Genomic DNA, 19,750 nt, shown 5'->3' with positions numbered 1-19,750 from the left:
TCCGTGACCCCGCCAGCTCTCGACCGCACCGTGCTGGAGCGCGCCGCCCGGCAGCCCGACCGCGCCCTGTACGTCTTCGACGACCCGGACCGGCCGGTGACCACGGGTGAGTTCGCCGACCTCGCCGGCCGGGCGGCGGCCGTCCTGGCGGCCCAGGGCGTCGGCCGCGGCGACCGGATCGCCGTCTGGGCCGAGAACGGGCTCGCCTGGCTGGTGCTGCTGGCCGCCGCGGCCTGGCGGGGCGCCGCCCTGACCACCCTGCACCCCGGCCTCACCGGGCCGGAGCTGACCTCGGCGCTGGTCCGCAGCCGGCCGCGGCGGCTGTACGCCGCCGAGCGGATCCGCGACCGGCCCGGCCCGCCCACCGTCACCGAGGCCCTGGCGGCGCTGCCGCCCGGCGAGCGTCCGGACGGCTGGCACGTCCTCGGCGCGGACCTGTCAGCGGCGGCGCTGGCGGGGCTGCCCGGCTGGGACGACCCGGTCCCGCCGCCCGTCGGTGACCCGGACGCCGCCTGCAACATCCAGTTCACCTCCGGCTCCACCGGCCCGGCCAAGATGGTGTCGCTCAGCGCCGGCAACCTGCTGGCCAACGCGGCCTGGACGGCCGAGGCGGCCCGGCTGCGCGCCGACGACCGGATCGCCTCGCCGCTGCCGCTGGCCCACGCGGCGGGGCTCGGCAGCGGGGCGATGCTGGCACTGGTGACCGGCGCGCTGTGGGTGTCGACCCGCAGGTTCCGCACCGAGCCGGTGCTCGACCAGATCGAGCGGCACGCGTGCACGGTGGTGCAGGCCGTACCCACCATGGCGTCGATGCTCGCCGACCGCGTCGAGGGGGACCCGGGCCGCTGGGACCTGTCGTCGTTGCGGGTCGGCTTCCTCGGCGGCGCCACCTGCACCCCGGCCCTGCTCACCCGCACCCGCCGGGTGCTCGGCCTGGACCGGGTGGCGGTCGTCTACGGCCAGACCGAGGCCGGCCCGACGATCAGCCTGGACCCCGGCGACGGAACCTGCGGGGCACCCGGGCACACCGTCGGACGCGTCCTGCCGGCCCTTCAGGCCACCGTCGTCGACCCCGCCACCGGTGCCCCGGTGCCCGCCGGGCAGGTCGGTGAGCTGCTGGTACGCGGAGACTCGGTCACCCGCGGCTACGCCGACGACCCGACCACCACCGCCGCCGCGATCACCAGCGACGGCTGGCTGCGCACCGGCGACCTGGGCGCGCTGACCGGCGACCGGATCCTCACCCTGGCCGGCCGGATCAAGGAACTGATCATCCGCGGCGGCGAGAACGTGCACCCCGCCGAGGTCGAGGCCGTGCTCGCCGACGACCCGGCCGTGGCCCGGGTGTGCGTGCTCGGCGTGCCGTCGCCGCGCTGGGGGGAGGAGGTCGCGGCCCTGGTCGTGACCGTCCCCGGCGGGCGCTGCGACGCCGACCGGCTCACCCGCACCGCCACGCGACGGCTGGCCCGGCACAAGGTGCCGACCCTGATCCGTACGGTCGCCGACCTGCCGCTGCTGCCGTCGGGGAAGGTCGACCGGCGGGCCGCGCGGGACCTGCTCGTCGACTCGGGGGAGGAACGCTGATGCAGCTCGGCTCGTGTTTCCTGGACTCGCTCACCGTCACCAGCTTCTTCGGAAACGCCGAGATGCGCGGGGTCTTCAACGACCGGCAGCTCATGCAGTCCTGGCTCGACGTCGAGGCCGCCCTCGCCCGGGGCCAGGCGAAACTGGGCATCATCCCGTCCGCCGCCGCGCAGGCGATCACCGAGGCGGCCCACGTCGAGCGGCTCGACACGGCGGTGCTCGCCGCCGACGCCGCCGACACCGTGCACCCCCTGGTGCCGCTGGTGCGGGCGCTCACCGCCGCCTGCCCCGGCGACGCCGGCCGCTACGTCCACCTCGGCGCCACCACCCAGGACGTGATGGACACCGGCTTCGTCCTGCGCGCCCGCGACGGCCTGGACGTCGTGCAACGGCAGGTCGACGAGCTGGTCCGCACACTGCGTCGGCTGGCGCTGCGCCACCGCGCCACCCCGATGGCCGCCCGCACCCACGGGCAGCAGGCGCTGCCGACCACGTTCGGCCTGCGTTGCGCGGTGTGGCAGGACGAGCTGCAACGCCACCGCGTCCGGCTGCGGCAACTGCGGCAGCGGCTGCTGGTGACGAGCATGGGCGGCGCGGCCGGCACGATGGCCGGCTACGGCGCGCAGGCGTTCGCGCTGGAGCAGGCGGTCGCCGCCGACCTGGGGCTCGGCGTCGCCGCCACCCCCTGGCACGCCACCCAGGACCGCTTCGCCGAGTGCCTGATGGTCTTCGGCCTCGTCGCGGCCAGCGCCGAGAAGCTGGCCCGGGAGGTCTACTTCCTCGGCCGCACCGAGGTCGGCGAGGCGTACGAGTCGCAACGGGCCACCCAGGTCGGCAGCAGCACCATGCCCCACAAGCGCAACCCGATCCGCTGCGAGGCGGTGATCGCCGCCGCCGGCACCCTGCGGGCCCAGGTGCCCCTGGCGTTGCAGACCATGGTCGCCCAGGACGACCGGGACATGGGCGTCGGGATGACGCTGTGGAAGCTGCTGCCCGAGTGCTTCATCCTGCTGGGCGGCGCGTTGCAGCGACTCGTCGACGTCTTCGGCGACCTCGGGGTCAACCCCGAGCGGATGCGCGCCAACCTCGACCTCACCGGCGGGCTCGTGCTCTCCGAGGCGGTGATGCTGCGCCTGGCCGGCCCGCTCGGCCGGGAACAGGCCCACCACCTGGTCATGCGCATCGTGCGCGACAGCCTCGATCAGGGCCGCCCGTTCGCCGAGGCGCTGCGCGCCGACCCCGAGGTGGCCGCCGCCCTGCCCCCGGTGGAACTCGCCGGCCTGCTGGACCCGCTGTCGTACGTCGGCCACGCCGCCGCGCTGGTCGACCGCGCCCTACTGAATTCGGAGTCCCCATGACCGACGCACACCGCGCCGAGGAGTCCGTGCTGCTGCACCGCGACGGCCGACTGGCCCGGGTGACGCTGAACCGGCCCGCCCGGCGCAACAGCTTCGACCTGTCGATGCTCGCCCGCTTCGAGGACGTGCTGCACGAGCTGTCCCGCGACGACCGCACCGAGGTCGTCGTGCTCACGGGCGCGGGCAGCGCGTTCTGCGCCGGCACCGACCTGCACGAGCTGGCCACCCTCGACGCCCGGGCCACGATGTCGGTGCAGCGCCGCACCGCCGAGCTGGTCGAACGCTGGTACCGGCTGGAGCAGAGCACCGTCGCGGCGTTCAACGGCCCGGCCATCGGCTCCGGGGCGGTGCTCGGCCTGGCCAGCGACCTGCGGGTGGCCGCCGACACCTGCTTCGCGACCTTCCCGGAGGTGGGCTTCGGCATCCCGCTGACCTGGAGCGGCATGGCGATCCTCGCCGACCTCGTCGGCGCCGACCTGGCCAAGCGCTGGCTGCTGCTCGGCGAGCGGATCCCCGCCGACGAGCTGCTCGGGCTGAGACTGGTGACCGAGGTGGTGGACCCGGGGCGGCTCGCCGACGCCGCGACCGGCCTCGCCGAGCGGCTGCTGGCCACCTCCGCTGTCGGGCGGTCGATGACCAAGCGGGCCGCCCGCCTGGCCGGGCCCCGGTTCGAGGCCGCCGCCAACGACTCCTACCTCGGCGCGCTCAGCGTGGCGCTGCGCCCCGCCGGCGACTACCTGACCCGGGACGACCGGTGAGGGCCGGCGAGGCGATCGCCGACGCCGTCGTGGCGCACGGGGTCGACACCATCTTCGGGCTGCTCGGCGACGCGAACATGTTCCTGGTCGCGGACCTGGTCCAGCGCCACGGCGTCCGGTTCGTGGCGGCCCGCAACGAGAACGCCGCGGTGATGATGGCCGACGGCTGGGCCCGCGCCACCGGCCGGTGCGGCGTCGTCACCGTGACCCAGGGCCCGGGTCTGGCGGTCGCCGGGTCCGCGCTGACCATCGCCCGGCAGGCCGGCACGCCGCTGGTCCTGATCGCCGGCGACACCCCGCCCGGCGACCCGCTGCACGTGCAGAGCTTCCCGCAGCAGCCGTTCGCGCTGGCCACCGCCGGGGCGTTCGTGCCCGTGACGGCCCCGGCCACCGCCGCCCGCGACGTCGCCCTGGCGTTCCGGGCCGCCTGGGAGGGGCCCGGCCCGGTGGTCCTCGACGTCCCCATCGACCTCCAGGACGAGCCGGTGCCGGCCGGCGCCGTGCCCCCGCCGGCCGTCGTCGCGTACCGGTCCGCGTCGCCGGCGCCGACCGACGCGGCGGTCGTCGAGCTCGTCGGCCTGCTGGCCGCCGCCCGCCGCCCGGTGCTGCTGGCCGGGCGGGGCGCCGAGGCGGCGGTCGAGGACGTACGCCGGCTGGCCGACTGGTGCGGCGCGGTGCTCGCCACCACCGTGCTGGCCGCCGGGCTCTTCGCTGGCCACCCGTACCACCTGGGGGTCGCCGGGGGACTGGCCCGCCCGCTGACCCGGCGGGTGCTGGCCGAGGCGGACCTGGTGGTCACCTTCGGCGCCGGACTCAACCGGTGGACGGCCGACCACGGCGCGCTGTTTCCCGGGGCGCGGGTGGTCGCGGTCGACGTCGACGCGCGGGCACTGGGCGCGCGGTGGCCGGTCGACCTGGGGATCGTCGGGGACGCGGCGGTCACCGCGCGAGCCGTGACGGCCCGGCTCGTCCCGCTCGAGCGCCCGGAGTGGCGCAGCCCGGCCCTGGCCGCGGAGATCGCCGCGGCCGACCCGTTCGACGGCATCGAGTTCGTCGAGGGGGCGGCGGGGATCGACCCCCGGGCGTTCATGCGGGTCTGCGCCCGGCGGCTGCCCGCCCGGCGCACCACCGTGGTCGGCGTGGGGCAGTTCGGCGGCTGGCCGAACCTGCTGCTCGACTCGTCGGCCGTGGACCGCGCGTTCATCGCCCCCTGGGAGTTCGGCAGCATCGGGGTCGGCCTGCCGTACGCCGTCGGGGCCGGCGTGGGCCGACCGGACCGGCCGGTGGTGGCCTTCGAGGGCGACGGCAGCCTGCTCACCGGCCTGGGTGAGCTGGACACGCTCGCCCGGGTCGGGGTGCCCGTGCTGCTGGTGGTCCTCGACGACGGCGGCTACGGCGCGGAGGTGCGCAAGTTCGCCCCGCGCGGGGTCGACCCGGCGCTGGCCCGGTTCCCGGCGCGGGACCTGGCGGCGGTGGCCCGGTCCCTGGGCGTGCCGGCGTGGACGGTCACCGACGAGGCGAGCGCCGAGGCGGCCTTCGACGCGGTGCTGCCGGTGACCGGGCCGGCGGTGCTGCACGTGCGGGTCCTGCCCGAGGTCATCCAGGAGCGGTTCTGACGGCGTACGTCCCGCCTCGCCGGCACCGGACGCGGTGCCGGCGCGGTGGCGGGGGCCCGCGGTGACCGGTCCGTGGGCGGCGCGGTCAGTCGCCCCACCGGTCGCCGAAGCCGTGGCCGAGCTGCCGGGACAGTTCGGCGGCGGTGCGGCAGGCGGCGTCGGCGAGCTCGCGGGTGCGGGTGTCGTCCAGCCGGAAGATCGGCCCGGAGATGCTGATCGCGGCGGTCACCCGGTCGTGCCGGTCGCGCACCGGGGCGGCCACCACCCGCAGCCCGTGTTCGCTCTCCTGGTCGTTGAGCGCCCAGCCCTGCCGCCGCACGGTGGCCATGTGCGCCACGAAGGTGTCCGGGTCGGTGATGGTGTTGCTGGTCAGCGCCGTGAACGGCACGGTGGCGAGCAGGGCGCGCAGGGCGTCGTCGTCGTGGTCGACGAGCAGGGCCTTGCCGGCCGCGCTGCACCACAGGGGGATGCGCCGGCCGAGCCGGGAGACGAGCTGCACGTTGCGGGTGCCCTGCACGACGTAGAGCGAGATGGCGTCGGAGCCCTCCAGGACGGCGAGGTTGACGCTCTCGCCCTCCCGCTCGGCGAGCTGGTGCAGCAGCGGACGGGCCAGCGCGTGCAGGTCGATGCCGGCGAGGAAGCGGGCGCCCAGCTCGAAGACCGCGACGCCGAGGCGGTAGGTGCCGTTCTCCTCGTTGCGGTGCAGGAAGCCGGCGTCGGCCAGGGCGCGGAACAGCCGGCTGGCCGTGGACTTGTGCAGGCCCAGCTCGCGGCTGACGTCGCTGACCTTGCGCTCGACGGCGTCACCCCGGAAGGCCAGCAGCACGCCCAGGGCGCGGTCCAGCGCCTGGGTGCCCGACTCGCGGGGGGCGACGACCTCGTCGGGCGTCGGGTCAGTGGCGTGCGACATCTTGCTTCCCTGCCTTTCCGGCTGCTAGGTTTCACAATATAACTCTAGGACCACATGATGGTCCAACGTACGGTGGTCCACTCGCCCCGACCAGCCCAGGTCCCTCCGGCGGCAGACCCGGACCGACACCGGAAATCAGTGAGGCATCCGCATGACTGTGAATCCGATCGACCTGGAAGTCGTCACCGAGAGTCTCATCTCCATCGTCCGCGAGATGCGACAGACGATCTTCCGTACGGCGCACTCGCCGGTGATCGCCGACGCCCAGGACTTCTCCTGCGCACTGTTCGACCCCGCCGGGCAGATGGTCGCCCAGGGCCGCGACATGCCGGGACACGTCATCGCCATGCCCGCCTCGGTGGCCGAGATCTTCGCCGACTTCGCCGCCGAGATGCGCCCCGGCGACCTCTACATCGTCAACGACCCGTACCGGGGCGGCAGCCACCTCAACGACGTCACCCTGATCAGCCCGGTCTTCGTCGACGGGCAGATGTTCCTCTTCCCCTGCGTCCGGATGCACTGGGCCGACATCGGCGGCATGACCCCCGGCAGCGTGTCCGGCCAGGCCACCGAGATCCTCCAGGAGGGGCTGCGGATCCCGCCGATCAGGCTGATCGAGGAGGGCCGACCCAACCGGGCCGCCTTCGACATCCTCTTCGCCAACGTCCGGATGGCCGAGGAACGCCGCGGCGACCTCGAATCCAGCATCGCCGCCTGCCACACCGCGCAGCGCCGGCTGCGGGAACTCGTCGACCGCTGGGGCACCGGGCTGATCCTCGACTGCGTCGCGGCCAACATGGACCGTACCGAGCAGCGGCTGCGCGACATGATCCGGTCGCTGCCCGACGGCACCTACCGCTACGAGGACTACCTCGACCTCTACACCGACGGCGACTACGACGCCGCGATCGTACGCTGCCGGCTGACCGTCGACGGCGACGAGATCGAAGCCGACTTCCGGGGCTCCTCCACCCAGGTCGCCGCCGTGGTCAACTCGTCGCGGGCGATGACCGTCGCCGGGGTGTTCATCGCGGTCAAGTCCGCCCTCGACCCCGGTGGGCTGGTCAACCACGGCGCTTTCCGGCCGCTGCGGGTGCTCACCGAGCCCGGCACGGTGGTGCACGTCAGCTACCCGGCCCCGGCCAACGCCCACAGCGAGGTCCGCAAGCGGGTCATCTCCGCGGTGATGGCCGCGCTGAGCCAGGTCGCCCCCGACCTCATCGCCGCCGACCAGTTCGGCACCACCTTCCAGAACCTCATCGGCGGCGTGGACGAGCACACCGGTCAGCCCTACCTCTACTACGACTACCCGGCCGGCGGCAACGGCGGGTTCCTCGAATCCGACGGACCCAGCGCGATGAACCCGGTCGACCTCGGCGACATCTCCACCATCCAGTCGGTCGAGCGGCTGGAGACCGAGATCCCGATCCTGGTCGAGGCCTGCGAGCTGCGCGCCGCCTCCTGCGGCGACGGTACGCACCGGGGCGGCCTGGGCAGCCGGCGGGAGACCCGGCTGCTGGCCAGCGGCGGGTCGTACTCGGTGCAGACCGACCGCACCACCGTGCCCCCGTACGGGCTGCGCCACGGCGGCCCCGGCGCCCCGACGGTCACCCACCTGCGCCGCGCCGACGGCCGACGGGTCGACTTCGACACCCCCGGCAAGATCGCCGGTTTCCCCATGCGCTCCGGTGACGTGCTGGTCATGGAGTCCGCCGGGGGCGGCGGCTGGGGCGACCCGCTGGACCGCGCGCCCGAAGCCGTCGCCGAGGACGTCCGCCAGGACTACCTGACCGGCGACGAGGCCCGCCAGCGCTACGGCGTGGTCCTCGACGCCGCCGGCGAGGCCGACCGCGCCGCCACCGCCGAGCAGCGCCAGCGGCTGCGCGCCGAGCGGAACTGGCTGCGCCTGGCCACCATCGACCGACCCGCCTACACCGGGCGACGCGGCCAGCGCCGGCTGGCCTACGTCGCGCCCGGCAGCGGCCTGGCCGAGGAGAGCCTCGTCGAGCTGCACGGCGTACACCCGGCGCCACTGCGGGCCTGGCTGCGGCACGACGCCGCCCTCGCCGCCGACGAGATAGCCCTCGACGACGACGGGATGCGGATCCTCGGCGCCACCGCCGAGCACCGCGCGTACGTGCGCGTCCTCACCGGGCAGGGGCGGTCATGAGCCGGGTCTTCCGGGTGCCGGTGGCGACCACCCGGCCCCGCACCGGTGGCGGCGCCGGCACCGCCCCGGCCCCGCAGCCCACCCCGGGCCGGGCCGGCATCGTCGCCGGCTGCCTCAGCCCGCACCCGCCCCACCTGATCTACGCGGAGAACCCGCCGCAGAACGAGCCCCGCTCCACCGGCGGCTGGGAGACCCTGCGCTGGGCCTACGAGCGGCTGCGCCGGCGCATCCAGGAGGTGCACCGCCCCGACGTGCTGATCGTGCACGCCCCGCACTGGATCACAATGGTCGGCCACCACGTCAACTGCGTGCCGAACCCGCGCGGCATCTCCGTCGAGCCGATCTTCCCGCACCTGTTCCGCTACCGGTACGACTTCCGTACCGACGTCGAACTCGGCGAGGCCATCGCCGACGAGGCCAGCGGCCTCGGCCTGGTCACCCGCACCCTGCGCGACCCCCGGGTACGCGTCGACTACGCCACCATCGGCGCGCTGCACCTGGTCAACCCCGCCTGGGACATCCCCGTGGTGTCCCTGTCGGCGAACAACAACCCGTACTTCTACTCCGACGCGTCCCTGGAGGAGATGGAGGTGCTCGGCGAGGCCACCCGCCGCGCCGTCGAGGCCACCGGCCGCCGCGCCGTGCTACTCGCCTCCAACTCCCTGTCGCACCTGCACTGGCACGAGGAGCCGGAGCTGCCGGAGGACATGGAACGCGAACACCCGTACAACAACCACCAGTACCGGTGGGACATGAAGCTGCTCGAAGCCATCCGCCGGGGGCCGACCGCCCCGCTGCGGGAACTCATCACCGAACACATCGAGGCGACCGCGTCGGAGACGAAGGCCGGCAGCCTCACCTGGCTGCTCGCCGCGATGGGCTGGCCCAAGGTCGCCGGAGACGTGCTCGGCTACGGCACGATCATCGGCACCGGCAACGCCGTCGTCGAGTGGCTGCCCGAGGGGAGCCCTCATGGCTGACCGGACCGGAATCGTCGCCGGGGCGCTCCTGCCCGGCATGCCCCACCTGCTGGCGAAGGACCCCGCACCGAGCTGGGCGGCGCTGGCCACGGCGGCGCGCGACGTGGGCGAGCGGCTGCGCCGGCTGGAGCCGGACGTCGTCCTGCTGCTGTCCACCCAGTGGTTCACCGTCCTCGGCCACCAGTTCCAGTGCGACCCGAACCCGCGCGGCGAACACGTCGACGAGAACTGGTACGCCTACGACTACGGCCTGCTCCGCTATGACCTGCGCTTCGACGTGGAGTTCAGCGAACGGTGGGCCGACCGGGTGCGGGCCGACGGCAAACAGGCCCGCCGCACCCGCTACGAGGGATTCCCGATCGACGCCGGCACCATCGTCACCTCGGCGCTGCTCGACCCGGAGCACAAGCTGCGCTGGGCGCAGGTCTCCTGCAACCTGTACGCGGACGCCGACACCGTCGCCGACGTCGGCCGGGCCGGTGCCGCCGCCGCCCGCGACGCCGGGGTCCGCGCCGCCGTGGTCGTGGTGAGCGGCCTGTCCTCCGGACTCATCCAACAGTGGATCGAGCCCGGGCAGGACCACATCGCCACCCCCGCGCACGAGCAGTGGAACACACGCGTACTCGACCTGCTCACCGCCGGCAAGGTCGACGAGGCGCTCGCCGTCCGCGAGGACTACGCCCGGCAGGCGCAGGCCGACAGCCAGTTCCGGGCCCTCGCCTTCGCCGCCGGCACCGGCGCCGCGAGCGGCCCGGCGCAACTGCACGCGTACGGCCCGATCTGGGGCACCGGCGCGGCCGTCCTGTCCTGGAACCTGCCCGAGCGTCCCTGACCGAAGCCGACCCGCAACCAGAGCAAGGAGCAGACATGCGAAACGTGGCCGTGGGCTTCGTCGAAGCCGAGGGTTACACCCCCATCTTCGACGCCGTCGACGCGATGGTGAAGGCCACCGAGGTCGAGGTGACGAAGGTCGTACGCCTCGGCGGAGGCATCGTCGCGGTCGCCGTGCGCGGCGACCTCGCCACCGTCGAGGAGGCCGTGGACATCGGCGAGGAGACCGCCCGGACGCGCAGCCGCTCGGTGCGCTCGATCGTCTTCGCCAGCCCCTGCGACGCGGTGAGCGCGCTCGCCGCCGAGCCTGACCTCGTCGGCAACTGACAACCGGGTAAGGAGAATCGGACATGTCCTCCGACAACGCGATCGGAATCGTCGAGACACGCGGCCTGGTGGCGCTCTCGGCGGGAATCGAAGCCATGATCAAGACCGCCGACGTCCGGTGCGTGGCCGTGGAACGGGTCACCAGCGGCTACCTCGCCGTCGCCGTCCGGGGCACCCTCGCCGCCGTACGCCAGGCCGTCTCCGCCGGGGAGGCCGCCATCCGCGCCCACGGCGAGCTGCGCAGCTCCCAGGTCTACCCGAAGCCGCACCCGACCACGGCGGCCCTGCTGGACGCGCCCGAACCGGCCCGCATCCGCGAGGTCATCGCCGGCCTGCGGGGAGAAACCGATGGTGCTCGGTGACGTCGTCGGCAAGGTGTGGGCCGACCGCATCCTGCCGGCGTTGCAGGGCAGGCGGCTCGTCCTGGTCCGGCCCCGCGGCGACGGGCCCGACCTCGTCGCCGTCGACCCCCTGAACGTCGGCGTCGGCACCACCGTCCTGGTCGTCACCGACGAGGCCGCGGCGGCGGTGACCGGCCAGCCCACCGTGGACGCCGCCGTGGTCGCGCTCGTCGCCGACCCCGGCAGCGAGCGGACCGAAACCAGCACCTGAACCCGAAGGGACACCTGAGCATGCCCGAGTCATCCTGGCCGGTGAGCCTGCGCGACGGCCACCCGAGCGCCGCCCCACCGATCCTGCGCAACTTCGTCGGTGGTGAGTTCGTCGGGGGTGGGCGGCGGTTCGTCAAGCGCAGTCCGGTGACGGGTGAGGCGGTGTTCGAGGTCGTCGAGGCGGATCGGGGGTGTGTGGACGATGCGGTGGCGGCGGCGCGGGCGGCGTTGGGTGGGCCGTGGGGTGGGATGGGGGAGCGGGAGCGCGCCGAGGTGTTGCGTCGGGTGGCCGTCGAGTTGGAGCGTCGTTTCGACGATCTGGTGACCGCTGAGGTGGCGGATACGGGTAAGTCGATTTCGCAGGCGCGGACGTTGGATGTTCCGCGTGGTGCGGCGAATTTCCGTGCGTTCGCGGAGATCGTGGCGACGGCGTCGACGGAGTCGTTCACGACGGTCACGCCGTCGGGTGGGCGGGCGTTGAACTACGCGGTGCGTAAGCCGGTGGGTGTGGTGGCGGTGGTCGTGCCGTGGAATCTGCCGTTGTTGTTGTTGACGTGGAAGGTCGCTCCGGCGTTGGCGTGCGGTAACGCGGTGGTGGTGAAGCCGAGTGAGGAGACGCCGGCGTCGGCGACGTTGTTGGCGGAGGTGATGGCTGCCGCGGGGGTGCCCGAGGGGGTGTTCAACCTGGTGCACGGCTTCGGGCCGGACTCGGCGGGGGAGTTTTTGACCCGTCATCCGGGGGTGGACGCGATCACCTTTACCGGTGAATCGTCCACGGGGGGTGCGATCATGCGGGCCGCCGCCGATGGGGTGAAGGCGGTGTCGTTCGAGTTGGGTGGGAAGAACGCCGGGCTGGTGTTCGCCGACGCTGATTTGGAGGCGGCGGTGGCGGGGTCGGTGCGGTCGAGTTTCACCAATGGTGGTCAGGTGTGTCTGTGCACGGAGCGGATCTATGTGCAGCGGCCGGTGTTCGAGGAGTTCACCGCCCGGCTCGCGGAGCGGGCCGCTGAGCTGCCGTTCGGGTGGCCTGCGGACGAGGCGACGGTGAACATGCCGTTGATCTCGCGTCAGCATCGGGACAAGGTGCTCGGCTACTACGACCTGGCCCGGCGTGAGGGTGCGCAGGTGTTGGCCGGGGGTGGGGTGCCGGCGTTTGGTGATGGGCGTGATGGTGGGGCGTTTGTGCAGCCGACGGTGTTGACCGGGTTGGGTGCGGGTGCGCGGACGAACACTGAGGAGATCTTCGGGCCGGTGGTGCATGTGGCGCCGTTCGATGATGAGGATGAGGCGTTCGCGTTGGCGAATGGTACGGAGTACGGGTTGGCGGCGGCGGTGTGGACGCGGGATGTGGGGCGGGCGCATCGGGCGGGGGCGCGGTTGGATGCGGGGATCGTGTGGGTGAACACGTGGTTCCTGCGGGATCTGCGTACGCCGTTCGGTGGGGTGAAGGCGTCGGGTATCGGGCGTGAGGGTGGCGTGCACTCCCTCGGTTTCTATTCCGAACTCACCAACGTCTGCGTGGACCTGACATGAGCGCCATCGAGTTGGCGGCCGGCGAGCTGCTTCAGGCACGGGAGTCCGGCACGCCCTGCCCGCCGCTGCGCGGGCGGCTGCTGCCGGAGGGTGACGTCGAGACGGCGTACCAGGTGCAGCAGCTCCAGGTCCGGCGGTGGCTGGACGCCGGTCACCGGCGGGTGGGCGCGAAGGTCGGGTTGACCTCGCGGGCGGTGCAGGAGAGCTTCGGGGTGTTCCAGCCGGACTTCGGGGTGCTGCTGGATGACATGGCGGTGCCCGACGGGGCCGAGGTTGCGATGGGCCGGCTGTTGCAGCCCCGGGTGGAGGCGGAGGTCGCGTTCGTGCTGGGCGCGGATCTGCCCGACGAGCGGATCACCGGCGCGGACGTGATCCGGGCGGTGGATCACGTGTTGCCGGCGATCGAGATCGTGGATTCGCGGGTGGCGGGGTGGGACATCTCGATCGTGGACACGGTGGCGGACAACGCCTCCAGCGGCCTGTTCGTGCTGGGCACGACGCCGCGTCGGCTGGCGGATGTGGATCTGCGGTTGTGCGGGATGGTGCTTGAGCAGGGCGGTGAGCCGGTGTCGGTGGGGGCGGGCGCGGCGTGCCTGGGTAATCCGTTGCACGCGGTGCAGTGGCTGGCGCAGACGATGGCCCGCTCCGGCGATCCGCTGCGCGCGGGCGACGTGGTGCTCTCCGGGGCGCTCGGTCCGATGGTGCCGGTGACGGCAAGCGCGGCGTACGAGGCGCGGATCTCCGGTCTGGGCTCTGTCCGCACGTGCTTCTCCAAGGAGGCGTCGTGACCACCGGCGTGGCGGTGATCGGGTCGGGCAACATCGGCACCGATCTGATGATCAAGGTGCTGCGGCTGTCGGAGTCGTTGCGGATGGTGGCGATGGTGGGCATCGACCCGGAGTCCGACGGTTTGGCGCGGGCGCGGCGGTTGGGTGTGGCGACCACGGCCGAGGGTGTCGACGGCTTGGTGGCGATGCCGGAGTTCGCGGATGTGGAGTTGGTGTTCGATGCCACGTCGGCGGGTGCGCACCGGCGCAACGATGCGGTGTTGGCGGCGCACGGTCGGCTGGTGGTGGATTTGACGCCGGCGGCGATCGGTCCGTATGTGGTGCCGCCGGTGAACCTGGACGAGCACCTAAGCGAGCGCAACGTGAACATGGTGACGTGTGGTGGGCAGGCGACGGTGCCGATCGTGGCGGCGGTGGGTCGGGTGGCGCCGGTGGCGTACGGGGAGATCGTGGCGTCGATCGCGTCGAGGTCGGCGGGTCCGGGCACGCGGGCGAACATCGACGAGTTCACCGAGACCACGGCGCGGGCGATCGAGGTCGTCGGCGGTGCGCAGCGCGGTAAGGCGATCATCGTGTTGAACCCGGCGGATCCGCCGTTGTTGATGCGCGACACCGTCTACTGCCTGTGCGAGGACGCCGATGCGGATCGGGCGGCGATCGCGGCCTCCGTAGGGGAGATGGTGGCGTCGGTGCAGGAGTACGTGCCCGGCTACCGGTTGAAGCAGGACGTGCAGTTCGACCGGGTGGATGCGTATGTGCCGTCGTTGGGTCGACGGTTGAGCGGGTTGCAGGTGTCGGTGTTCCTGGAGGTCTCCGGCGCGGGCCATTATCTGCCGGCGTACGCGGGCAACCTGGACATCATGACCTCAGCCGCGCTGCGCACCGCGGAGCGCCTGGTCGGACTGCGATCGCCAGCGACGCGCCAGGACGGCGCTGGTGGCGACGGCGCGGGCGGGGACGGTGCAGGTCGGGACGTCGTGGAGGTGACCGGGTGACTGATCTGTACATTCAGGACGTGACGTTGCGCGACGGCATGCACGCCGTTGCCCACCGGTACACCGTCGGACAGGTCCGCACGATCGCCGCCGCGTTGGATGCGGCCGGGGTGGCCGCGATCGAGGTCGCGCACGGCGACGGTCTGGCCGGTTCGAGTGTGAACTACGGTCATGGTGCGGCCAGTGACGCCGAGTGGATCGCGGCGGCGGCCGAGGTGATGACGTCGGCGAAGCTGACGACGTTGCTGTTGCCGGGGATCGGCACGATCGCGGATCTGAAGGCGGCGAAGGCGCTCGGGGTGACGAGTGTGCGCATCGCCACCCACTGCACGGAGGCGGATATTTCGGCGCAGCACATCGCGTGGGCGCGGGAGAACGGCATGGACGTGGCCGGGTTCCTGATGATGTCGCACATGAACGACCCGGCCGGGTTGGCCGCCCAGGCGAAGTTGATGGAGTCGTACGGGGCGCACTGTGTCTACGTCACCGACTCTGGTGGCCGACTGCTCATGTCGGATGTGGCCGAACGCGTGGACGCGTACCGGCAGGTGTTGGCGCCGGACACGCAGATCGGTATCCACGCGCATCACAACCTGTCCCTCGGTGTCGCCAACAGCGTGGTGGCGGTTGAGCACGGCCGCATCGCCGGCGACGGCCCGCTGGGCTCGGCGCACGGGCGCACGGTGCGGGTGGATGCCTCCCTGGCGGGGCAGGGCGCCGGGGCGGGCAACGCGCCGTTGGAGGTGTTCGTGGCCGTCGCGGAGTTGCACGGCTGGCAGCACGGTTGCGACGTGTTCGCCCTGATGGATGCCGCGGACGACATTGTGCGGCCGTTGCAGGACCGGCCCGTGCAGGTCGACCGGGAAACCCTGTCGCTCGGCTACGCGGGGGTGTATTCGAGTTTCCTCCGGCATGCGGAGCGGGCCTCGGACAAGTACGGGGTGGACGTGCGCTCGATCCTGGTCGAGTTGGGTCGCCGCCGGATGGTCGGCGGCCAGGAGGACATGATCGTGGACGTGGCACTGGACCTCGCCGGCAAGGAGAAATCATGATCGGGCCGGATACCCCGGGCATCGCCGAGCGCCTCGGCGTGGCGGCCGACACCGCCACCGCAATCCCGCAGTTGGCCGCCGAGACCGGCTTGGACGTGGACGCCGCGTACGCGGTGCAGACCGCGCTGATCCAGCGCCGCCTGGACCGCGGTGAGCGCCTGGTCGGGTTGAAGATGGGCCTGACCAGCAAGGCGAAGATGGCCCAGGTCGGCGTGGACGAGGTCATCTGGGGTCGCCTCACCGACACCATGCGCGTCCCCGACGGCGGCACCCTCGACGTCAGTGCCTTCATCCACCCCCGCGTGGAGCCGGAGGTGGCGTTCCTGCTCGACCGCCTGCCCGAACCCGGCGAACCCGTCGGGGACTTCACCGACGCCGTCCGCGCGGTCGCCCCCGCGATCGAGGTCATCGACTCCCGGTACGCGAACTTCACCTTCTCGCTGCCGGATGTGATCGCCGACAACACCTCCGCCGCCGCCTTCACCATCGGCCCCTGGTCGCCGGTGCCCGACGGCCTCGACAACCTGGGTGTGCTGCTGGAGATCGACGGACGCGTCACGCAGGTCGGCTCCACCGCCGCCATCCTCGGCGACCCCCGCCGCGCATTGGACGAAGGCATCCGCCTCGCCGGCCGCCACGGCGTACGGCTGCGCGAAGGCTGGGTCTTCCTCGCCGGCGCCGCCACCGCCGCCGTCCCGCTGCGTCCCGGCGCCCACGTCCGCGCCGTCGTCGAACACCTCGGCACCGCCTCCCTGCGAGCATCGGCATGACCACAAGCCACGACACGACCGCAAGCCAGGGCACGACCGCGAGCCAGGGCACGACCGCCGGCCGCGGCGGGAGCGCGCAGGCGCACGTCGTCGCCGGCAAGGCCGTACCCCGCGGCGCGTTCCCCCACGTCAAGGTCGCCGGCGGCTTCGTCTTCGTCTCAGGCACCTCGTCACGCCGACCCGACAACACCTTCGCCGGCGTGCAGGTCGACGAGTTCGGCACCACGAACCTCGACATCCGCACGCAGACCCGCGCCGTCATCGACAACATCGCCGACCTGCTACGGACAGTCGGCGCCGACCTGACCGACCTCGTGCAGGTCACCACCTACCTGGTCAACATGAACGACTTCGGCGGCTACAACCAGGTCTGGGCCGAGTACTTCGACGCCACCGGCCCCACCCGCACCACCGTCGCCGTGCACCAACTACCCCACCCGCACCTGCTCATCGAAATCCAGGCCGTGGCCGCACTACCCTGACCTGGCGGCACGTCATCCGCCAGGTCGCGCCTCTCCGTCGAGCCGGACGAGCAGGGCACCCACCTCGGTGTGCAGGCGACGCAGCTCTGCGGCCGTCGGCGCCAGCTCGTAGCAGTGGTGGTGGGCGGCGGCCGACAGGGTCGCCCAGGCGAACGCGACGCGGCGGGCGACGACGACGCCGGGACCGAGCCGGCCACGCAGCATCAGCTGCTTCGCCCGGCCCTGCCGGCACCCGGCCACCGCCGGTCTGGTCCGTCGCCAATAGGCGTCGATGCCACCCTCGAGGGCGAGCCGGATCAGGCAGGCGCACGCCCGGGGCCACCAGCCATCGGCGACGGCGGCCCCGCCGAACGTGCCGGCACCGCGCAGCAACTCCTCGGCCGCCGCCAGGCAGCGCTGTGGCGTCGGCGCGGTCACCGCAGCGCCTCCGTCAGCAGGCGGGCGTCCGCGACCAGGCCCGGCAGGTCCGTCACGTACGACCCGTGCACGCCCTCCCGGCACGCCTTGTACGCGGCCACCGCCCGTGCCCCGTGCCGGCGACTGAGGCAGCCGAGCACGTCCCCACCCCGGTCGGCGTCGTCGAACAGGGCCAACGCGAGCGTGGTGGTCAGCCGTCGGGAGGCGTCCACGATGGCCGCCTCGATGTCGTCGTGCGGCACCCCGCGTGCCACGCGCTGCCGCCACACCGTCCGGTGGCAGGCCGCCTCCACTGCCGAGCGGCACAGCTCCGCCACCACCGGCCCGCGCACCTCGGCGGCGATCTCCTCGTTGCGCGCCAGCGCGTACGCGTCGTCGAGGTAGCGCGTCACCGGGTCGGAGGCGGGCCGCAGGGTCACGACCGAACGTTCCGCGCGGGTCACCTCGACGATCCGGGCCCGGCCCACCTCCAGCCGGCGCACCGCGTCCGGCAGCCGGGTGTCGTGGGTGAAGACCACCACCTGCCGCTGCTCGGCCAGCGCGGCGAGCACCCGGGCCAGGCCGTCGACCTTGGCCGGGTCCATGCTCTGCACCGGGTCGTCAACGACGATGAACCTGAACGGGCTCTCCGGCGCGCACCCGCGCGGCAGGAACGTGGCCAACCCGAGGGCGTGCATCTCACCCTGGCTCATCACGCCGAGCGCGGTGCCGTTGTCGGCGCCGTCCACGCTGACCGGGAACGCCACCCGCCGCCGCGTGTTCGTCCCCTCCAGGGTCATCGCGCCCAGCTCGACGTTGCTCTCCTGCCGCAACTGAGCCCAGATCCGCTGCGAGTGTTCCGCGAACGGCGCCACCCGCTCGTTGCGCAGCCGCGCGGCCGTGGACTTCAGCCAGGCCCGCGCCGCCTTCACCCGCGCCAGCGTCGCCTCCCGCTCGGGCAGCCGGGCCGCGGCGTCGCCCCAGCCGCGCAGCTCGGCCGCCGCCCGCCGCCACCCGGTGTCCCGCTGCCGCAGGAACCCTTCGGCGTACGCGCGGGCCGCCTCCGCCGCGGCCACGACGGCCGGATACCGCGCGTCCAGGTGCGCCGCCAGTTCCGCCGGTTCCGCGGGTACGCGCCGCAGCGCCGCCACCGCCTCCCGCAGCCCTTCCAGCGGCACTTCCCCCGTGTCGCCCTCCGGCACGGTGAGGTTGTCGATCAGGTGGTGCGCCTGCCGCAGCAGAGCGGTCAGTCGCGTCGCGGCCGACCGGGCGGCGAGACTGTGGTCCCGCAGCCGCTCCAGCGACTCCCCGGCGGCGTTGCGCCAGTCCCCGTCGAGGCTGCCCGTGGCGCAGACCGGGCACGGGCCGTCGCCGGCGTCCTCGTGGTGCTCGATGGCGAGACGGAGCAGTTCCGCGCTGCGCAGCGCCGCCCGGTTCCGCCCGCCGTCGTGCCGCTGCGCCTCGGCGGACGCCTCGCGCAACTGTTCCGCCAGCCGCGTCACCTCCGCCATCGCCGGCACGCGCAGCTCGACCAGTCGCCGGCACAGCAGCAGCGGCCCGTCGGCGGCGACCTCCGCCGGTTCGTCGAGGATCGCGCCCAGCGCCGCCAGGTCGACGGTGCCACGTCCCTTGAGCAGTACGGCCACCCGGCGGGCCCGGTCGTCGGTGACGCCGGTCAGCTCCTCGGCGAGCGCGGCGCGTCGGGCGCGTACCTCCCTGATGGCCGCGTCGACGGGCCGGGCGGCGGCCATCAGCCGCTGGTCGGCGTCGGTGATCGCCTCCAGGCCGAGGATCGCGGAGATCGCGTCGAAGAGCTGGCTCTGCGTGCCGGCGGTGAGCCGGCCCAGCTCGGCGGCGGTGAGGAACGGCCGGTACAGCTCCAGCGGGCGGGCCAGCCCCAGCTCCGCCAGGCCCGCGTGCCGTCCGTGCCCGCTGGTGACGGTGACCTCCGCGTCGGCCAGCGCCGCGCCGAGCGGCCACGACCGGGTCACCGTCACCGGCCTCGCCTCCCCGTCGACGTGCAGCTGCGCCACGATCCAGCACGGGTCGGGGGAGTGCAGGTTGCGCCACCCCGTACGCCAGACGCTGTTGCGCTCCGCCCAGCGGGCGCTGTCGCCGGTGAGCGCCAGCTCGACGGCCTCGGCGAAGCTCGACTTGCCGGAGCCGTTGCGCCCTACCACCAGGGTGAGGCCCGGTCCGGGGTCGATCTGGAGGGTGCGTTCCGGTCCGACGCCGCGGAACCCGGCGACGGTGACCGAGGAGAGCCAGATCCGCCCCGCCGGCGCCTCGTCGGTCGGGACGGCCAGGTCCAGCCTGGTCGTCCGGCCGTCGAGCGCGGCGGCCAGGTCGTCCTGGCCGCTGAGCGCGGCGAGCACCAGCTCGGCGGTGTGGTCGGGCACGTCGTCGGCGGTGAGCCGCTCGAAGATCAGCTCGACCAGCGGTTCGGTGCGGCGGGCGGGCAGGGCCGGCGTCGTGGGGGAGGGCTGGCGGGGGATGGGCATGGTCGTCTCCAGGCGTGCCCCTGCGGGCCGGCGGAGGTGCCGGCCCGCAGGGGGAGAGCGGGAAGGTGGTTCCGGATGGTGCGCAGCC

Annotated in this window: 18 protein-coding genes and 1 pseudogene; 16 read left to right on the top strand and 3 right to left on the bottom strand. The window is 73.4% G+C overall.

Features of this window, described 5'->3' with window-relative positions:
• Positions 1-3 precede the first annotated feature (3 nt).
• From KBX06_RS20180 to KBX06_RS28520, 4 genes are read left to right on the top strand one after another with little or no spacing between them, the layout of a single operon-like run.
• Positions 4-1,584 (top strand): class I adenylate-forming enzyme family protein, encoded by a 1,581-nt coding sequence (locus tag KBX06_RS20180; RefSeq protein ID WP_210837414.1) that lies wholly within the window; start codon positions 4-6, stop codon positions 1,582-1,584.
• On the top strand, positions 1,584-2,942 hold the full coding sequence (gene purB, locus KBX06_RS20175) for an adenylosuccinate lyase (RefSeq protein WP_210837412.1): 1,359 nt from the start codon (positions 1,584-1,586) through the stop codon (positions 2,940-2,942). The genes KBX06_RS20180 and purB overlap by 1 nt, the downstream gene beginning before the upstream one ends.
• Positions 2,939-3,700 (top strand): enoyl-CoA hydratase/isomerase family protein, encoded by a 762-nt coding sequence (locus tag KBX06_RS20170; protein WP_247686285.1) that lies wholly within the window; start codon positions 2,939-2,941, stop codon positions 3,698-3,700. The genes purB and KBX06_RS20170 overlap by 4 nt, the downstream gene beginning before the upstream one ends.
• Positions 3,697-5,316: a thiamine pyrophosphate-binding protein gene (locus KBX06_RS28520; protein ID WP_210837410.1), complete on the top strand. Its 1,620-nt coding sequence runs from the start codon at positions 3,697-3,699 to the stop codon at positions 5,314-5,316. Before KBX06_RS20170 ends, KBX06_RS28520 begins: the two co-directional genes overlap by 4 nt.
• An 85-nt stretch (positions 5,317-5,401) precedes the next feature.
• Here KBX06_RS28520 and KBX06_RS20160 read toward each other — a convergent pair whose 3' ends face one another.
• Positions 5,402-6,226 (bottom strand): IclR family transcriptional regulator, encoded by an 825-nt coding sequence (locus KBX06_RS20160; RefSeq protein WP_210837408.1) that lies wholly within the window; start codon positions 6,224-6,226, stop codon positions 5,402-5,404.
• Positions 6,227-6,377: 151 nt separating this feature from the next.
• Between KBX06_RS20160 and KBX06_RS20155 the strand changes: the two genes are divergently transcribed.
• The 12 genes and pseudogenes from KBX06_RS20155 to KBX06_RS20100 all read left to right on the top strand — a co-directional run bounded on the left by KBX06_RS20155 (position 6,378) and on the right by KBX06_RS20100 (position 16,765).
• Positions 6,378-8,396, top strand: coding sequence for a hydantoinase B/oxoprolinase family protein (locus KBX06_RS20155; RefSeq protein ID WP_210837406.1), 2,019 nt, complete (start codon positions 6,378-6,380; stop codon positions 8,394-8,396).
• Entirely contained in the window at positions 8,393-9,376 is a 984-nt protein-coding gene (locus KBX06_RS20150; RefSeq protein ID WP_210837404.1) for a tRNA U-34 5-methylaminomethyl-2-thiouridine biosynthesis protein, read from the top strand. The genes KBX06_RS20155 and KBX06_RS20150 overlap by 4 nt, the downstream gene beginning before the upstream one ends.
• A complete protein-coding gene (locus KBX06_RS20145) occupies positions 9,369-10,208 on the top strand; it encodes a 2-amino-5-chlorophenol 1,6-dioxygenase subunit alpha (protein WP_210837402.1) in 840 nt (279 codons plus the stop codon). The genes KBX06_RS20150 and KBX06_RS20145 overlap by 8 nt, the downstream gene beginning before the upstream one ends.
• A 35-nt stretch (positions 10,209-10,243) precedes the next feature.
• The gene (locus KBX06_RS20140; RefSeq protein WP_210837400.1) at positions 10,244-10,534 is read left to right on the top strand and encodes a BMC domain-containing protein; all 291 of its coding nucleotides are present in this window, start codon (positions 10,244-10,246) and stop codon (positions 10,532-10,534) included.
• A gap of 23 nt (positions 10,535-10,557) precedes the next feature.
• On the top strand, positions 10,558-10,896 hold the full coding sequence (locus KBX06_RS20135) for a BMC domain-containing protein (protein ID WP_210837398.1): 339 nt from the start codon (positions 10,558-10,560) through the stop codon (positions 10,894-10,896).
• Positions 10,883-11,146, top strand: a complete 264-nt coding sequence (locus KBX06_RS20130) for a EutN/CcmL family microcompartment protein (protein WP_210837396.1) — start codon at positions 10,883-10,885, stop codon at positions 11,144-11,146. The genes KBX06_RS20135 and KBX06_RS20130 overlap by 14 nt, the downstream gene beginning before the upstream one ends.
• Before the next feature lie 20 nt (positions 11,147-11,166).
• Positions 11,167-12,678, top strand: coding sequence for a 2-hydroxymuconic semialdehyde dehydrogenase (locus KBX06_RS20125; RefSeq protein WP_210837394.1), 1,512 nt, complete (start codon positions 11,167-11,169; stop codon positions 12,676-12,678).
• Positions 12,675-13,466, top strand: coding sequence for a 2-keto-4-pentenoate hydratase (locus KBX06_RS20120; protein ID WP_210837391.1), 792 nt, complete (start codon positions 12,675-12,677; stop codon positions 13,464-13,466). The genes KBX06_RS20125 and KBX06_RS20120 overlap by 4 nt, the downstream gene beginning before the upstream one ends.
• A pseudogene (locus tag KBX06_RS20115) lies at positions 13,463-14,377 on the top strand (acetaldehyde dehydrogenase (acetylating)); the annotation flags it as partial. The gene KBX06_RS20120 and the pseudogene KBX06_RS20115, both read left to right, overlap by 4 nt.
• 80 nt (positions 14,378-14,457) lie before the next feature.
• Complete coding sequence (gene dmpG, locus KBX06_RS20110) at positions 14,458-15,513, top strand: 4-hydroxy-2-oxovalerate aldolase (RefSeq protein ID WP_210837382.1); 1,056 nt, start codon at positions 14,458-14,460, stop codon at positions 15,511-15,513.
• Entirely contained in the window at positions 15,510-16,283 is a 774-nt protein-coding gene (locus KBX06_RS20105) for a 2-keto-4-pentenoate hydratase (protein ID WP_210837375.1), read from the top strand. Before dmpG ends, KBX06_RS20105 begins: the two co-directional genes overlap by 4 nt.
• Complete coding sequence (locus KBX06_RS20100) at positions 16,280-16,765, top strand: RidA family protein (protein WP_210837373.1); 486 nt, start codon at positions 16,280-16,282, stop codon at positions 16,763-16,765. Before KBX06_RS20105 ends, KBX06_RS20100 begins: the two co-directional genes overlap by 4 nt.
• A gap of 12 nt (positions 16,766-16,777) precedes the next feature.
• Here KBX06_RS20100 and KBX06_RS20095 read toward each other — a convergent pair whose 3' ends face one another.
• Positions 16,778-17,182, bottom strand: coding sequence for a hypothetical protein (locus KBX06_RS20095; RefSeq protein ID WP_210837372.1), 405 nt, complete (start codon positions 17,180-17,182; stop codon positions 16,778-16,780).
• Positions 17,179-19,662, bottom strand: a complete 2,484-nt coding sequence (locus KBX06_RS20090; protein WP_210837371.1) for an AAA family ATPase — start codon at positions 19,660-19,662, stop codon at positions 17,179-17,181. The genes KBX06_RS20095 and KBX06_RS20090 overlap by 4 nt, the downstream gene beginning before the upstream one ends.
• Between the last annotated feature and the right edge of the window lie 88 nt (positions 19,663-19,750).

Source organism: Micromonospora sp. C31 (assembly GCF_018070575.1).
GTDB lineage: Bacteria > Actinomycetota > Actinomycetes > Mycobacteriales > Micromonosporaceae > Micromonospora.
This window is presented reverse-complemented; position numbering and strand designations above follow the sequence as displayed.

Bases quoted from the DNA above. Each gene is read 5' to 3' on its own strand.
- KBX06_RS20090 (WP_210837371.1), bottom strand. From the start codon at position 19,662: ATGCCCATCCCCCGCCAGCCCTCCCCCACGACGCCGGCCCTGCCCGCC.
- KBX06_RS20105 (WP_210837375.1), top strand. From the start codon at position 15,510: ATGATCGGGCCGGATACCCCGGGCATCGCCGAGCGCCTCGGCGTGGCG.
- KBX06_RS20150 (WP_210837404.1), top strand. From the start codon at position 8,393: ATGAGCCGGGTCTTCCGGGTGCCGGTGGCGACCACCCGGCCCCGCACC.
- KBX06_RS20120 (WP_210837391.1), top strand. From the start codon at position 12,675: ATGAGCGCCATCGAGTTGGCGGCCGGCGAGCTGCTTCAGGCACGGGAG.
- KBX06_RS20135 (WP_210837398.1), top strand. From the start codon at position 10,558: ATGTCCTCCGACAACGCGATCGGAATCGTCGAGACACGCGGCCTGGTG.
- KBX06_RS20100 (WP_210837373.1), top strand. From the start codon at position 16,280: ATGACCACAAGCCACGACACGACCGCAAGCCAGGGCACGACCGCGAGC.
- KBX06_RS20155 (WP_210837406.1), top strand. From the start codon at position 6,378: ATGACTGTGAATCCGATCGACCTGGAAGTCGTCACCGAGAGTCTCATC.
- KBX06_RS20160 (WP_210837408.1), bottom strand. From the start codon at position 6,226: ATGTCGCACGCCACTGACCCGACGCCCGACGAGGTCGTCGCCCCCCGC.
- KBX06_RS20130 (WP_210837396.1), top strand. From the start codon at position 10,883: ATGGTGCTCGGTGACGTCGTCGGCAAGGTGTGGGCCGACCGCATCCTG.
- KBX06_RS20170 (WP_247686285.1), top strand. From the start codon at position 2,939: ATGACCGACGCACACCGCGCCGAGGAGTCCGTGCTGCTGCACCGCGAC.
- KBX06_RS20145 (WP_210837402.1), top strand. From the start codon at position 9,369: ATGGCTGACCGGACCGGAATCGTCGCCGGGGCGCTCCTGCCCGGCATG.
- purB (WP_210837412.1), top strand. From the start codon at position 1,584: ATGCAGCTCGGCTCGTGTTTCCTGGACTCGCTCACCGTCACCAGCTTC.
- KBX06_RS20140 (WP_210837400.1), top strand. From the start codon at position 10,244: ATGCGAAACGTGGCCGTGGGCTTCGTCGAAGCCGAGGGTTACACCCCC.
- KBX06_RS20125 (WP_210837394.1), top strand. From the start codon at position 11,167: ATGCCCGAGTCATCCTGGCCGGTGAGCCTGCGCGACGGCCACCCGAGC.